Genomic DNA, 14,156 nt, shown 5'->3' with positions numbered 1-14,156 from the left:
CGGGGACGCCAGGCTTTTCCGGCCCTGCTTCAGCCGATCGGCAGCGCGGCCCAGATGATCTTGCCGCCCGCACTTGTCTGCTCCACGTCGCAGACGCCGCCCGCCTCCCCTGTGAGCGCCTTGACCAGCAGCAGACCCCGGCCGCCTGTGTCCTCCCGGAACGGCTCGGCCTCCAGCGCCTTGGGCCGGTAGGGATGACTGTCCTCCACTGCGACCCGGAGCCAACCACCGCCCAGTGAGACCTCGACCCCGATCTCCGGCGAGAGCAGCGCCGCGTGCTGTACGGCATTGGTGACCAGCTCCGAGAGGATGAGCAGCGCCCCTTGCAGCACGTCCTCCGGCACCCGGACGGGCTGCCGCCCGAGCAGATCCCGTACGGCGTGCCGCAGCCGGGGAACCGAGGAGGCGGCGGCAGGTGCGGTGAACCGCCAGGCTCCCTCCTGCGCCGGACCCGGCGTGCTGGCATGTGCGTACCCCAGCGAGCCCTCCTGCCCACAGCCGAGCGTTCTGGGTTCGGACCGTCGTTTCCGCTCCGCGCGGTCCCGCAGCGGCAGGACGGCGGAGACCGCACGCGCCGCTCCCGTCGCCGCTCCGCCGCGCACCGCACTCAGGGACCCGTCTCTCTCCCCGACTGGTGGAGCCTCGTCGACAACGCCGGACAGCTGCCCACCGCGGCTCTCCATCTGAGCACCCACTTCCCTGCTCGGTACCTCTCAGCACCTGGATGTACTTGCAGATGTACTTGCATTGCATGGTGGTACCGCGCGGGGCGGACCTGGCCGGGTGACTGCAACTTGGCACGTATCGATGGCATTTGACAGAAGACTTACGCCACAGTCAGCTCCGTGACAGATCGTGGTCCGCCCTGGATACGATCACGCTCATGGAGCCGACCCTGCGCACGGCGCACGACGAGGGCGTCACGACCATCACCATCGACCATCCCGCCAAACGGAACGCGATGACGCCCGCCATGTGGCGCAGGCTGCCCGTACTGCTGGCCGAACTCGCGGGCGATCCCGGGGTACGCGTCCTGGTGCTGACCGGGACAGAGGGAACCTTCTGCGCGGGCGCGGACATCGGCGCCCTGCACGACGCGGCACGGAGCGGACCGCGGGACGGTGGTGAGCCCGGCGGGGCCGCGCGGGAGCATCAGACACTGGCCGTGGCCGCGGAGGAGGCGCTGGCCGCCTTCCCCAAGCCCACGCTCGCCGTGGTGCGCGGGCACTGCGTCGGTGGCGGCTGCCAGCTCGCCACCGCCTGCGATCTGCGGTTCGCGGCGGACGACGCGCTCTTCGGAATCACCCCGGCGAAGCTGGGCATCGTCTATGCGGCCTCCTCCACCGAGCGCCTGGTGCGCCTGGTCGGTCCCGCCACCGCAAAGTTCCTGCTCTACTCCGGGGAACTGATCGACGCCGCACGCGCGCTGCGGACCGGGCTGGTGGACGAGGTGCACTCCGGGGACGAACTCGACAAAAGGGTCGCCAAGTTCGCAAGGACGCTGACGGCGCGCTCGGCGCTGACCCAGGCGGCGGCCAAGGAGTTCGCGGACGGGCACACCGGTCCCGACCGGGTCGAGCACTGGCAGCGCGAGGCCGCCGCGAGTGGGGAGGTGGCCGAAGGGGTGGCGGCGTTCATGGAGCGGCGCGCTCCGCGATTCCGCTGGCCGCGGGGCTGAGCCGGGCCATCCCTGGGCTGGAGAGGGGGTGCCCCTGCCCGGCTCTCGCAGGCTGCGAGTGAGCTGTGGCTGGGCGCGCAGTTACCCGCGCCCCTTCGAGGCGCGTTCCCCAGCCTTCAAGGGTGATGTACCGAGCGGTAGCGTACGTGCATGACGCCACTTCCCGAACGCGCCGGGCGGCGCTGCCACAACGCCCTGAACGCCCTGCACTCCGCGCTCTACTTCTCACCCGCGCTGGGGAAGGAACTCTCGCCCTACGGCATCGACGACCCGCATGCGGTCAACCTGGCCTCGCGGTCCGCGCCGCTGGGCGCCGTGAGCGCGGGGACGGTGACGGCCACCTTCTTCAACTACAGCCACGCGCTGGTCGCCCGCTTCGTCCCCGAGGTGTGGGACGCGGCGTCGCCGGAGACCGTACTGGCTGCGCGGCTGCGCGCCGTCGACACGACGCTGCGCACGCTGCTGGGCGAGGAGACCGTCCACTCGGCGGAGATGGCCGAGGCCGCGCGGCTGGCGCTTCGCGCGACCGAGGGCTGCACCCGCTCGGGACGGCCGCTGCACTCCGCCAACGCGGACCTGCCCGTGCCGCCGGTCGAGCAGTCGCCGCACCTGGCGCTGTGGCATGCGGCGACTCTGCTGCGCGAGCACCGCGGGGACGGCCATATCGCGGCTCTCCAGAACGCCGAACTCGACGCGCTGGAGGCCCTGGTGAGCCACACGGCCAGCGGGCGCGGGATGAACCCCAAGTGGGTGATGAGCACCCGTGGCTACAACGAGCAGGACTGGTCGGCGGCCCAGCAGCGGCTGAGCGGGCGCGGACTGCTGGACGGCGAGGGGGAACTGACCGAGCAGGGCGTCGAACTGCGTAAGCACCTGGAGGAGGAGACCGACCGGCTGGACCGCCGTCCCTACGAGTTCCTCGGCATCGAGGGCGTGGCACGGCTGACCGAACTGGCCGGCGGGTTCGCTCGGACGGCGACCGAGGCCGGTGCCTTCCCCGCCGACCTGCTCGGCAAGGGCTGACGTAGAAGGGCCGGCGTATCAGGGCTCGCGCACCGGCGGAGCGGCCGGAACGGCAGCCTACGGGCGCCGCCGTCGCGCCCGCCTGCGCGGGGCTGTCGGACCCGCCTGCCACAATGCATGCCTACCGGGGGACCACAGCACCGAGAAGGCGGAACGAACCATCGTGACGACGACGATCGAAGGCAGGATCGCCGAGGAACTCGGCGTACGCGAGCGGCAGGTCCGCGCCGCTGTCGAGCTGCTCGACGGCGGGTCGACCGTGCCGTTCATCGCGCGCTACCGCAAGGAAGCGACCGAGATGCTCGACGACGCGCAGCTGCGCTCCCTGGAGGAGCGGCTGCGCTATCTGCGGGAGCTGGAGGAGCGGCGCGAGTCGATCCTGGAGTCCGTGCGCGGGCAGGGCAAGCTCACCGAGGAGCTGGCGGCGCAGATTCGCGCCGCCGATTCCAAGGCGCGCCTGGAGGACATCTACCTGCCATACAAGCCCAAGCGGCGCACCAAGGCGCAGATCGCCCGCGAGGCCGGTCTCGAACCGCTCGCCGAGGGGCTGCTCGCGGACCCCACGGTGGAGCCGTCCGCCGCGGCTGCCGCGTTCGTCGACGCCGACAAGGGCGTCGCGGACGCCGCAGCAGCCCTGGAGGGGGCGCGCGCAATCCTGACCGAACGCTTCGGCGAGGACGCCGATCTCATCGGCGAGCTGCGGGAGCGCATGTGGGAGCGTGGCCGGCTGGCTGCCAAGGTGCGGGAGGGCAAGGAGGAGCAGGGCGCCAAGTTCGCCGACTACTTCGACTTCTCCGAGGGCTTCACCGAGCTGCCCTCGCACCGGATCCTCGCCATGCTGCGCGGTGAGAAGGAAGAGATCCTCGATCTCACCATGGAGCCCGAGCCTGCCGGGGAGGACGGCGCGGCCGAAGAGGGCCCGAGCTCCTACGAGCGCTCCATCGCACATCGCTTCGGGGTGCGCAACGAGGGGCGCCCGGCCGACGCATGGCTCGCGGAGACGGTGCGCTGGGCGTGGCGTACGCGCATCCTGGTGCACCTGGGCATCGATCTGCGCACCCGGCTGCGGACCGCGGCCGAGGACGAGGCGGTGCGGGTCTTCGCGGCCAACCTGCGCGACCTGCTGCTCGCCGCGCCGGCCGGCACCCGCGCCACCCTCGGTCTGGACCCGGGGCTGCGGACGGGCGTGAAGGTGGCCGTGATCGACGCGACGGGCAAGGTCGCCGCCACGGACACGATCTACCCGCACGCGCCGCAGAAGCAGTGGGACCAGTCACTGGCGAAGCTGGCCGCGCTCGCCGAGGCGCACAAGGTGGAGCTCGTCGCGATCGGCAACGGCACCGCCTCCCGCGAGACCGACAAGCTCGCCGGTGAGCTCGTCGCCGCCAAGCCGGAGCTGAAGCTGACCAAGGTGATGGTCTCGGAGGCGGGCGCCTCGGTCTACTCCGCCTCGGCCTACGCCTCGCAGGAGCTGCCCGAGCTCGATGTGTCGCTGCGCGGCGCCGTCTCCATCGCCCGGCGGCTCCAGGACCCGCTGGCCGAACTGGTGAAGATCGACCCGAAGTCGATCGGCGTGGGCCAGTACCAGCACGACTTGTCCGAGGTGAAGCTGTCGCGCTCGCTGGACGCCGTGGTGGAGGACTGTGTGAACGGCGTCGGGGTGGACGTCAACACGGCTTCGGCACCGCTGCTGTCCCGGGTCTCGGGCATCGGCACGGTCCTGGCGGAGAACATCGTCGCGCACCGCGACGCCAACGGCCCCTTCAAGAGCCGTCAGGAGCTCAAGGACGTGGCACGGCTCGGCCCCAAGGCGTTCGAGCAGTGCGCGGGCTTCCTGCGTATCCGGGGCGGCGACGATCCGCTGGACGCCTCGGCGGTGCACCCGGAGGCGTACCCGGTCGTACGCGACATGGTGGCGAAGACGGGCGCCGATGTGCCCTCGCTGGTCGGCAATGCGAAGGTCCTGCGCACGCTGGATGCGAAGGAGTTCGTGAACGGCTCGTTCGGTCTGCCCACGGTCACCGACATCCTGCGGGAGCTGGAGAAGCCGGGCCGTGACCCGCGGCCCGCATTCCGTACGGCGAGCTTCATGGAGGGTGTCGAGAAGCTGAGCGACCTCACCAAGGGCATGGTCCTGGAGGGCGTGGTCACCAACGTCGCCGCCTTCGGGGCTTTCGTCGATGTCGGGGTGCATCAGGACGGCCTGGTGCATGTCTCGGCGATGTCGAAGACGTTCGTGAAGGACCCGCGCGACGTGGTCAAGCCCGGCGACATCGTCAAGGTGCGGGTGCTGGACGTGGACGAGGCGCGTAAGCGGATCTCGCTCACGCTGCGGCTGGACGACGAGCCGGAGGCCCGAGCCGCCGGCAAGCGCGCGGGAGAGGGCGCCCCGCGGCAGCGCCAGGGCTCGCCCAAGGGCGGCGGGGGCCGCGGGGGCGGCAACAAGCGCCGCGGCCAGCAGGGGGCGTCCGCCCCGGCGCCGGCCAACAGCGAGATGGCGGAGGCCCTCCGCCGAGCCGGGCTCGCCTGACCGGTAACTCCGTTTCCGCCGGACCCTCGCCAGGACGGCGAGGGTCCGGCGGAGTGGTCGACTGGATCGGCCGGTCGCCATTCCGCCGGACGCCTGTTGTGGGTGGTTGCGCTCCCCAAGCCTTCGGCCGGGAGATACCCCAGCTGCGGCGGGTCAACAGTGCGGTCTCAGGTGTCCGTGCCCGGCATCTCGCCGTCCTGGCCGGAGCCGGCGGCGGCACCTGTCATGTCGTACTCGGTGCCGAGGAGCTTGGGGTTGCCCTTCGGAGGGATGTAGGCGCTGGAGACGTGCAGCCAGTCGACGAAGAATGCCGGTGCGGAGGTGTTGCCGACGTATACCTTCATGGAGTCGGACGGGTGGATCGTGGCCGATACCTCCGTACCGCGGTCGTGTTCCCGGACCTCGGTGCTGAAGACGGCGAACGTGCCGCCGTCCTTGGTACGGAGCGCGTGGATCTTCTCGTGGGTCGATTCGCCCCGGCTGAACACGGCCTCGCCGTGCGGGCTCAGCAGCTTGTTCTGCGACTTGGGAATCTTGCGGATCGCATTGGTGGATTTCGAGGTGCGGAAGCGGTTCTTGGCGGAGCCCTGCTTGTAGAGGTCCAGCAGGGAGTCGGAGAGCGCATCCGGTGCCATGGCGGAGCCGGACATCACCGAGGTGTCGGAGACGGGCTTGACGAAGCCGTCCTCGTCCTTGGCGAACTTCGGCAGCCACTTGGTCTCGCTGTAGCTGCCGGCGATCATCTTCCAGTCGCCGCTCTTCTGCTTCTCCATGACGAGAATGCCGGGGTATTTGCCCTTCTTCTCCCCGGGCGACTTGGAGTGCGCGACCATCGCGAACCAGTCGGCGGTCCCCTTCCGGGGAATGTAGAACTTCCGGTCGACGTAACGGAACGGATTGCGGTAGTCGGCGCGTTCCTTCGCCGACCAGGTCTTCTGCATCTTGAAGGTGGACTTGCTCTGCTCGAAGACCGCGCCGCCTTCGACGGTGGAGAGCAGCTTCGGGTCCGAGTTCTTGTTGGCCCGGTTGTTGACCTTCTCGTAGTGGTCGATGAGCTTGTCGGCCTGGGCGCGGCTGACTACGCCGACCCCCGCGGACTGCTCCTGCTTGTCATCGGTGGAACCCGAACCGTCGGCGGAGTCCTTCCCGGACCCCCCGCCGCATCCCGCCACCATGAGGACCAGACTGCTCGCGCAGGCTATGCCCGCGACCCCCCGTACCGCACTCTTCATTGCACGCTCCCGCTGTTCGCTGTTGTGCGCTGGGAGTATGCCGGGTCGCCCGGTTCCGGCCGACGGTGGGGTGGTTTCCGGCGCGCCCCTTACGGAGCGCACGTGCGCCGAAAACGGCTTGCGGGCGGCAAAAGCACAGGCGTATCGTCCCGGACGGCCCTGTCGCCGTCGATTGGAGAGGCCGTTGCGTATCTGAGGTCTGAGACACCGTGTGCCCTGTCTGTGTGCCACGTGTGTGACCTCGGAAGCGAGTCGGCCGGCCTCTTCGCCTTCTTCTCCTCCCTTCTGAATTCCGTCCCCAGGCGTTCTTGCCGGGGCCCGGTGTCTCCCGCGTTGTTCATCCCCCACCGCGATGCGACCAGGAGGCCCGTGTGCCAACTCCCTCTGCCCACTCTCTCGTCTGCTCCCGGCTGACCTTCAGCTGGCCGGACGGCAGCCCCGTCCTGACCGACTTCGAGCTGACCGTCGGCCCTGGCCGCACCGGCCTGATCGGGCTCAACGGCAGTGGGAAGTCCACCCTGCTGAAGCTGCTCGCGGGCGAGCTGCGCCCCGAGGCCGGGAGCGTCAAGGTCGCGGGCGAGGTCGGCTATCTGCCGCAGAGCCTCACCCTCGACACCACCCTGCGGGTCGACGAGGCGCTGGGCGTCGCCCGTACCCGGGCCGCGCTGCACGCCATCGAGGCAGGCGACGTCAGCGAGGAGCACTTCACCGCCGTAGGCGACGACTGGGACGTCGAAGAGCGGGCCCGCGCGACGCTGGACCAGCTCGGCCTCGCTCACGTGGGGCTGGACCGGACCATCGGCGAGGTGTCCGGCGGCGAGTCGGTGCTGCTGCGGCTGGCGGCGCTGCTGCTGGCCAGGCCCGATGTGCTGCTGCTCGACGAGCCCACCAACAACCTCGACCGGGCGGCCCGTCGGCGGCTCCACGACGCCGTCGCCTCCTTCAACGGCGTTCTCGTCGTCGTCAGCCACGACCGCGAACTGCTTGCGCTGGTCGACCAGATCGCCGAACTGCGCGGCGGCGAGGTCACCTGGTACGGCGGCAATCTGGCCGCGTACGAGGAGGCCGTCGCCGCCCAGCAGCAGGCCGCCGAGCGGATGGTGCGCGCGGCCGAGACCGACGTACGGCGGCAGCAGCGCGAACTGGCCGAGGCGCAGACCAAGCTGGCCCGGCGCGCCAGGCACGGCAACAAGGTGCAGGCCAGCGGGAGCGAGCCGAAGATCCTGATGGGCGCGCGCAAGCGCAAGGCGCAGGAGTCGGCCGGAAAGCACCGCATCCTGCACGAGCAGCGCCTCGAAGAGGCGAAGGAACGGCTGGAGGAGGCGGCCGAGCGGGTACGGGACGACGCCGAGATCCGTGTCGAGCTGCCGTTCACCGCGGTGCCGCGCGGGCGGCGGGTGCTGGAGCTGGACGAGGTGGAGCTGCGGCACGGCGCGGGTGTCTCGCTCGGCGTGGCCGGGCCCGACCGGATCGCGCTGGTCGGCCCGAACGGCGCGGGTAAGACGACACTGCTGCGCACCATCGCCGGGCAACTCCCGCCCATCGCGGGAGAGGTACGCACCCATGTGCCGCTGCGCTATCTGCCCCAGCGGCTGGATGTGCTCGACGATGCGCTGTCCCTCATCGAGAACGTCGCCGCGGTGGCGCCGGAGGCGACCAATCAGCAGATCCGCTCCCGGCTCGCCCGGTTCCTCTTCCGGGGCGAGCGGGCCGAGCGTGCCGTCGGCACGCTCTCTGGTGGGGAGCGTTTTCGGGCCACCCTCGCCGCTGTGATGTTGGCCGAGCCCGGCCCTCAGTTGCTCATGCTGGATGAGCCGACGAACAATTTGGACATGTCCAGTGTCCGACAGCTGCGGGAGGCGCTGTCCGGCTATGCGGGAGCGCTGTTGGTCGCCAGCCATGACGTCCCGTTTCTCCATGAGTTGGGGATGACCCGGTGGCTGGAGCTGCGGGAGGGGGAACTGCGGGAGGTGGATCCGACGGAGCTGTAGACCGGTGAGGGGGTGCCCCTGTCCGTCGGTCGCGGACTGCGGGTTGCTCCCCCAAGCTCTTCGAGCAGGGAGGTACCCCCATGGCTTGTCGCGCAGTTCCCCGCGCCCCTTACGGGGCGCGTCCCTCTACCGCACCGCCTGCTCCAGCAACTCCTGGAGCCGCAGCCCGCGCTGGGCGTCGATCTCACTGGAGCGACCACCACGTATGGCGGCTGCGAATTCCCGCCGCAGCACCGGCCAGCACTCCTCGTGGTCGAGGTCCGCGGTGTCGTAGACCAGCTCTCCCTCGGGCCCGTACAGCTCCACCCGGGTACGGGCCCGGGGCAGCGCGACCGCGCCGGAGAGCGAGGCTTGGCTGACGGCGCCGTTCTCGTGCTCGCAGGTCAGCTCGGTCCAGCGGCGCGGATCGCCGGTGCCGCGTACGGCGGTGACGGGGCCGACCGCGAGGTCGAGCAGGTCGAGAAGGTGCGCGCCCAGGTCGAGCAGGGCGCCGTGTTCCAGCCGCCAGGCGGTGGCGTGGTCGCCGCCGAGGAACGCGCCGTGCAGATAGCAGGAGCGGGCCCCGGTGACTGTCAGCTCGCGGGCCCGGGCGAGGAAGTGCCGGGTCACCGGGTGGTAGCGCTTGGTCAGCACCAGCTGGGAGACGACGCCGCTCTCCGCCACCGCGTCGGCGACTGTGCGGGCAGCCGCCAGGTCGGGCCCCAGCGGCTTCTCCAGCAGCAGCGCCCGGCCCGCGCGGGCGGCGCGCGGCGCCAGCTCGGCCTGGACAGCGGGCGGTACGGCGAAGGCCACGGCCTCGCAGTGTTCGAGGAGTTCGGCGAAGGACGCCGCGGTTTTCGCGCCGTGTTCCACGGCGATCTGTGCTGCGGCTTCGGGTCTGCGGGCCCAGACGGCGGTCAGCTCGGTCTCGGGCCCGGCGGCGAGCATCCGGGCGTGCATGGTGCGGGCCCACGGCCCGGCACCGACGAGCCCGACACGTATCGGAGGGCCGGGCCAGGGTGCACTCACGGTGCTGTCTCCTTCGCGTTGTGACGGTCGTCGGCCGACGCGGCCAGCCGGGCGTCGGCGCGGTCGGGGGCGTAGCGGTCCTCGACGACCATGGCGGCGGCGCCGATCAGGCCGGCCCGCTCGCCCAGTTGGGAGGTGACGACGTTGAGGTGCGCTGTGGTGCGGGGCATGGCGCGCTGGTACAGCAGCTCTCGTACGCCGGTCAGGAACGGGGTGCCTGCCAGGTCCCCGGCGATCATCAGGACGCCGGGGTTGAGCAGGGTGACGACGGTGACCAGCACCTCCCCCACGCGGCGCCCGGCCTCGCGGGCGAGCCGTACCGCTTCGGGCCGGCCGGCGGCGAGGTGGTCGCGGACGCCGGAGCCGGAGGTGGTGGGCACGCCGGCGGCGGTGAGCTGGTTGGCCAGCGCGCGCCCGCTGGCGACGGCGGCGAGGCAGCCGTGGTTGCCGCACATGCACAGCGCGTCCTGGCAGTCGTGCAGCCGGATGTGTCCGATGTCGCCGGCCCCGCCGTCGATGCCGCGGTAGGGCTGCCCGTCCACGACGACGCCCGCACCGATGCCGGTGGCCACCTTGATCAGCAGGAAGGCCGCACAGTCGGGGTGGCCGACGCGCTGTTCGGCGTAGGCCATGAGGTTGGCGTCGTTGTCGACGAGGACGGGCACGGACGGTCCCGCCTGGATGTGTGCCGCGTACGCCTCCTGCATCCGCTCGCGCAGCGGGTAGCCGTCCCAGCCGGGCATGATCGGCGGCTGGATGACCAGTCCGGAGTCGAAGTCGACGGGCCCCGGCACCGACAGACCGATGCCGCAGACCCGGGACGGGTCCGTGCCGTGCTCCTTGAGCAGCCCGGCGAACCACTGGCCGAGCCGGTCGAGCACCCGGTCGGGTCCGTCGCCGATGACCATCTCCCCCGAGCGTTCGGCCAGCACGTTCCCGGCGAGGTCGAGCACGCCCGCAGTGGCGTGCCGGGTTCCGAGGTCGGCGGCGAGGACCACGGCGTGCCCGGCGTCGAACTCCAGGCGTGCGGAGGGGCGCCCGCCGGTGGAGCCCGCCGCCGGCGTGGCCTCGCCCTCGCGCAGCCAGCCCGCCGCGAAGAGCTGGTCGAGGCGGTGGCCGACGGTGGACCTGGACAGCCCGGTGGCCTGTTGCAGTGCACCGCGGGTGGTGGCCCGGCCGTCCCGGATGAGCTGCAACAGATGGCCCGCGCTCGACTGGTTGCCGGTGGTACCGGTCATGCTCTCCTCAGCTCTTGTCCGCCGGGCGGCTCCAGGCCGCTCAGCTCTTGTCCGCGCCGCTGGTCAGGCCCTCGGTCAGGAGCCGTTCCATGGCGAAGAACAGCAGGACGACGGGGATGGTCAGCACCACCGATCCTGCCATCAGCACCGTCTTGGAGACCTCGACGCCGTTGGCGAGCTGCTGGAGTCCAAGCGAGACCGTCCACTTCTCCGGCTGCGCGGCCAGGAAGAGCAGCGCGAAGAGGAACTCGTTCCAGGCGATCATGAAGACGTAGAGCCCGGTCGCCATCAGCGAGGGCGCGGCGAGCGGCAGGACCACCTTGCGTACGGTCTGCAGCCGGGTACAGCCGTCGAGCGCTGCGGCCTCCTCGATGGAGTACGGGATGGTGACGAAGTAGTTCTTCATCATGTAGATCGACACCGGCACGGTCTGCGCGATGTAGACGATGGCGAGTCCGACCAGGCTGCCCTGGAGCCCCAGCTTCGCGAACATCACGAACAGCGGCACGGCCAGCAGCGTCGCCGGGAAGAGGTAGACCGCGAGGAAGAGGACGCTCACCTGCCTGTTGCCGAAGAACTTCAGCCGGCTGACCGCGTAGGCGCCGGGGATGGCGGCGAGCAGGGTCAGCACCACCGCACCGAGGGAGACGAGCGCGGAGTTGGCGAGCATGTGCACAAAGCCCTGGCCGCCCTCTTCGGTGGGCTTCAGCACTTCCTCGTACGTACTGAGCGTGAAGTCCTCGGCGGAGACCCACAGTTGGCCCGGATTCAGCAGCAGCGCATCGATGGGCTTCACCGACAGCAGCAGCATGTAGCAGAAGGGCACCAGGGTGATCAGTGCCAGGAAGGCGATCACCACCCGCCGGAGCACTCCGAAGAGCCGCTCCTCGAACTGCGCGCGGCTCGGCAGGGACGTACGGATGCCGCTCATCACGCCTCCTCCTCGACCTTCTTGCCGAAGAACTTGAAGTACACGCCCAGCAGCACCATCAGCACGACGGCGAGCACCAGTGCCTGGGCCGCGGCGGCACCCACGTCGAAGCGTGCCGTGAGGAAGTCGTAGACCCGTACGGCCACCACGTCGGTGCCGGAGCCGCCGCCGGTGAGCAGGTAGATGTCGTCGAACTTGTTGAACGTCATGATGAAGCGAAGTACGCACAGCAGCGCGATGACCGGCATCAGCTGGGGCAGCAGGACATAGCGGAAGCGCTGGGTGGGCGTGGCGCCGTCGACGGTGGCGGCTTCCTCCAGGACGTCGGGGACCGCCTGGAGACGGGCCAGCAGGAAGAGGAAGGCGAACGGGAAGTAGCGCCAGGTCTCGAAGGCGATGACGGTCAGCAGCGCCAGCGGCACCTCGAAGTGCAGCCCGAGCAGGGAGATTTCGTAGGAGCGGGTGGAGAGGAAGGCGATGGGGTCGTCCCAGCCCAGCAGCTTGCCGCCCCACTCGTTGACGATGCCGAACTGTGGGCTGAGCGCGATCTGCCACACGAAGGCGACGGCCACCACGGGCGCCACGTACGGCAGCAGCATCGATCCGCGCAGCAGGCCCCGGCCGCGGAAGGGCCGGCGCAGCGCGAGGGCCGCGACCAGACCGAGCAGCACGGATCCCGCGGTGGAGCCGACGGTGTAGAGCAGCGTCGTCCACAGGCTGGTCCAGAAGCCGGGCGAGGAGAAGACCCCGGCGAAGTTGTCCAGTGACCAGTTGCCGAACAGGCTCATGCCCTGGATGTCCACCAGCCGGGCGTGCTGGAAGGCCAGCAGCACCGTCCAGAGGATCGGCAGGACGACGACCACGAGGACGACGAGGAAGGTGGGGGTGACGAAGGCCAGCCCGGCGCGGTTCTCCCGTGCGGCGCCGGTCAGCGGGCGCCGGTCGGGACGACGGGACCCCGGATCATGCTTTTTATCCTTAATGCCTGCTTTGCCGGGTCTTTGTGCTTGGGTGGGCGCTGCGCTCGACGGAGTGGGGGATGTGGTGCTCATCGCAGGGACCTCCGCAGTGCGCCGACTTCCTCGTTGACCTTGCGGGCGGTCTCACCGGGCCCTGTCTGCCCGCTGGTCAGTTCGCCGACGGCCTTGGCGACCGGCAGCTCGCCGTTGGTGGCGCCGACCAGGGCGCCCTCGCCTTCGGTGATGCCCCAGCGGCGCAGGTGACCGACCCCCTCGGTCAGCTCCGCCAGCAGCTTCTCGGGGTAGATCTCGTCGAGCCGCTTACGGTGGGTGGCCTCGACGCCGAGCCTGCTGCTGCGCCAGGCCCGGGTGTACTTCTCCGGGTCGTCGGCGGTGCCCTCGCGGACCGGGATCTTGCCCTCCGGTGCCATGCCGTACCAGTCCTGGTATCCGGCGCCCATCATGTACTCGATGAAGCCGCGGGAGGCCGCCGTCTCGGCGGTCCTGGTCACCGTCCAGGAAGTGATCTCGCCGAACTGGCCGGCCTTCGCCGCGTCCGGGCCCTTGAGCGCGGTGGTGATACCGCTGTGCTCGGCGAGGAAGCCGGGGTCACGTTTGCACTGGGCGCAGCTGGGGCGGGCGTCCGCGCGCTCCCCGGCCAGCTCGTCCAGCAGGAAGGAGGACCACATCACCATGGGTGAGCGGCCCGCGAAGTAGGTGGCGCGGGTCGAGTCGACCGTCTGGGTGCCCACCGGCCCATGATCGTGCGCGAGCGTCCGGTACGTGGCGAAGGCACGGCGGCAGGCGGGCGAGTCGAGCGCCGCCTCGCCCTTGGTGATCAGTTGGCAGTCGTCGGCCAGCGCAAGGTTCTCGAAGCTCTGCTGGGTGAAGGCGTCGCCGGGGTCGGTGGCCAGCGAGATGCCGTCCATCCGACCCTTGTCGAGCTTCCGGGCGGCCTTGGTCATGGTGGCGTAGCTGGTGGGCGGCTCGAGGCCCGCCTTCTTGAACAGGTCCTTGCGATAGACGAGCAGCTGGAGCCAGGCGTCGGAGGGGACGGTCAGCCGGGTGCCGCCGTCGGCGGTGAGCCGGAGCGCGTTGGCGTTGAAGGTGCGAGGGCCGAGCTCCTTGACGATGTCGGCCGGGATCTTGGTGTTGAGCAGGTCGTTCTCGTACATCTGCCAGACCTGGCCGAGCGGGAGCGCGGCGATCACGTCGGGCAGGTCACCCGCGGCGGCGGCCGACATGATCAGCTGCGGCAGCTGGCCCTCGTCGACGCCGACGAGCTTGACCTGGACGCCGGTCTTCCGCTCGTAGCGGGAGACGATCTTCTTGGTGGCCGCCATGCGCGCCGGGAGGTTCTCCAGCGTCCATACGGTCAGTTTTTTGTCCGGTTTGTCCGGGCCTGCCGCGGCATTCCCGGAGCAACCGGCGAGGAGACCCACCCCGAGCACTCCGGCGAGCCCGGCCGCGGTCACCTTCGACCGCCGCGTCCACGTCTGCATGCCTCACCCTCGGTTCCGACTTCGGTTCGTTCCGAATTCAGCTTGTGAGTTACGCATCTCAACA

Annotated in this window: 11 protein-coding genes; 4 read left to right on the top strand and 7 right to left on the bottom strand. The window is 70.4% G+C overall.

Going from position 1 to position 14,156, the window contains the following annotated elements; genetic code table 11:
• Positions 1 to 29: 29 nt before the first annotated feature.
• Positions 30 to 479, bottom strand: a complete 450-nt coding sequence (locus ACTWP9_RS04795; RefSeq protein ID WP_443244838.1) for an ATP-binding protein — start codon at positions 477 to 479, stop codon at positions 30 to 32.
• A gap of 404 nt (positions 480 to 883) precedes the next feature.
• Between ACTWP9_RS04795 and ACTWP9_RS04790 the strand changes: the two genes are divergently transcribed.
• The 3 genes from ACTWP9_RS04790 (at position 884) to ACTWP9_RS04780 (ending at position 5,231) form a co-directional block, all read left to right on the top strand.
• Complete coding sequence (locus ACTWP9_RS04790) at positions 884 to 1,678, top strand: enoyl-CoA hydratase/isomerase family protein (RefSeq protein WP_443244689.1); 795 nt, start codon at positions 884 to 886, stop codon at positions 1,676 to 1,678.
• A 150-nt stretch (positions 1,679 to 1,828) separates the two neighbouring features.
• Positions 1,829 to 2,701 (top strand): SCO6745 family protein, encoded by an 873-nt coding sequence (locus ACTWP9_RS04785; RefSeq protein ID WP_443244688.1) that lies wholly within the window; start codon positions 1,829 to 1,831, stop codon positions 2,699 to 2,701.
• 163 nt (positions 2,702 to 2,864) lie between these two features.
• Positions 2,865 to 5,231 carry a Tex family protein gene (locus tag ACTWP9_RS04780; RefSeq protein WP_443244687.1) on the top strand — a complete coding sequence of 789 codons (2,367 nt, stop codon included), beginning with the start codon at positions 2,865 to 2,867 and terminating at the stop codon, positions 5,229 to 5,231.
• Positions 5,232 to 5,398: 167 nt separating this feature from the next.
• Here ACTWP9_RS04780 and ACTWP9_RS04775 read toward each other — a convergent pair whose 3' ends face one another.
• Positions 5,399 to 6,463, bottom strand: a complete 1,065-nt coding sequence (locus ACTWP9_RS04775; protein WP_443244686.1) for a hypothetical protein — start codon at positions 6,461 to 6,463, stop codon at positions 5,399 to 5,401.
• A gap of 371 nt (positions 6,464 to 6,834) precedes the next feature.
• On the opposite strand from ACTWP9_RS04775, the gene ACTWP9_RS04770 reads away from it, so the two are divergent.
• Positions 6,835 to 8,454, top strand: coding sequence for an ABC-F family ATP-binding cassette domain-containing protein (locus tag ACTWP9_RS04770; protein WP_443244685.1), 1,620 nt, complete (start codon positions 6,835 to 6,837; stop codon positions 8,452 to 8,454).
• Between the two features lie 126 nt (positions 8,455 to 8,580).
• Here ACTWP9_RS04770 and ACTWP9_RS04765 read toward each other — a convergent pair whose 3' ends face one another.
• The 5 genes from ACTWP9_RS04765 to ACTWP9_RS04745 are packed head-to-tail and all read right to left on the bottom strand — an operon-like array spanning position 8,581 to position 14,092.
• The gene (locus tag ACTWP9_RS04765) at positions 8,581 to 9,462 is read right to left on the bottom strand and encodes a Gfo/Idh/MocA family protein (protein WP_443244684.1); all 882 of its coding nucleotides are present in this window, start codon (positions 9,460 to 9,462) and stop codon (positions 8,581 to 8,583) included.
• A complete protein-coding gene (locus ACTWP9_RS04760; protein ID WP_443244683.1) occupies positions 9,459 to 10,700 on the bottom strand; it encodes an ROK family protein in 1,242 nt (413 codons plus the stop codon). The genes ACTWP9_RS04765 and ACTWP9_RS04760 overlap by 4 nt, the downstream gene beginning before the upstream one ends.
• A 40-nt stretch (positions 10,701 to 10,740) precedes the next feature.
• Positions 10,741 to 11,631, bottom strand: coding sequence for a carbohydrate ABC transporter permease (locus ACTWP9_RS04755; RefSeq protein ID WP_443244682.1), 891 nt, complete (start codon positions 11,629 to 11,631; stop codon positions 10,741 to 10,743).
• Positions 11,631 to 12,683 carry a carbohydrate ABC transporter permease gene (locus ACTWP9_RS04750; protein ID WP_443244681.1) on the bottom strand — a complete coding sequence of 351 codons (1,053 nt, stop codon included), beginning with the start codon at positions 12,681 to 12,683 and terminating at the stop codon, positions 11,631 to 11,633. Before ACTWP9_RS04750 ends, ACTWP9_RS04755 begins: the two co-directional genes overlap by 1 nt.
• Positions 12,680 to 14,092 (bottom strand): ABC transporter substrate-binding protein, encoded by a 1,413-nt coding sequence (locus tag ACTWP9_RS04745; protein WP_443244680.1) that lies wholly within the window; start codon positions 14,090 to 14,092, stop codon positions 12,680 to 12,682. Before ACTWP9_RS04745 ends, ACTWP9_RS04750 begins: the two co-directional genes overlap by 4 nt.
• Positions 14,093 to 14,156: the final 64 nt, after the last annotated feature.

The sequence above is a fragment of the Streptomyces sp. 3N207 genome (assembly GCF_052246355.1).
In the GTDB taxonomy this organism is placed as follows: domain Bacteria; phylum Actinomycetota; class Actinomycetes; order Streptomycetales; family Streptomycetaceae; genus Streptomyces.
Note: the sequence above shows the minus strand (reverse complement) of the source record. Positions and strands in the feature narration are given on the sequence as shown.

What these genes read in the sequence shown, in the direction of transcription:
- ACTWP9_RS04755 (WP_443244682.1), bottom strand. Translation starts at nt 11,631, where the DNA reads ATGAGCGGCATCCGTACGTCCCTGCCGAGCCGCGCGCAGTTCGAGGAG.
- ACTWP9_RS04745 (WP_443244680.1), bottom strand. Translation starts at nt 14,092, where the DNA reads ATGCAGACGTGGACGCGGCGGTCGAAGGTGACCGCGGCCGGGCTCGCC.
- ACTWP9_RS04750 (WP_443244681.1), bottom strand. Translation starts at nt 12,683, where the DNA reads ATGAGCACCACATCCCCCACTCCGTCGAGCGCAGCGCCCACCCAAGCA.
- ACTWP9_RS04785 (WP_443244688.1), top strand. Translation starts at nt 1,829, where the DNA reads ATGACGCCACTTCCCGAACGCGCCGGGCGGCGCTGCCACAACGCCCTG.
- ACTWP9_RS04775 (WP_443244686.1), bottom strand. Translation starts at nt 6,463, where the DNA reads ATGAAGAGTGCGGTACGGGGGGTCGCGGGCATAGCCTGCGCGAGCAGT.
- ACTWP9_RS04790 (WP_443244689.1), top strand. Translation starts at nt 884, where the DNA reads ATGGAGCCGACCCTGCGCACGGCGCACGACGAGGGCGTCACGACCATC.
- ACTWP9_RS04760 (WP_443244683.1), bottom strand. Translation starts at nt 10,700, where the DNA reads ATGACCGGTACCACCGGCAACCAGTCGAGCGCGGGCCATCTGTTGCAG.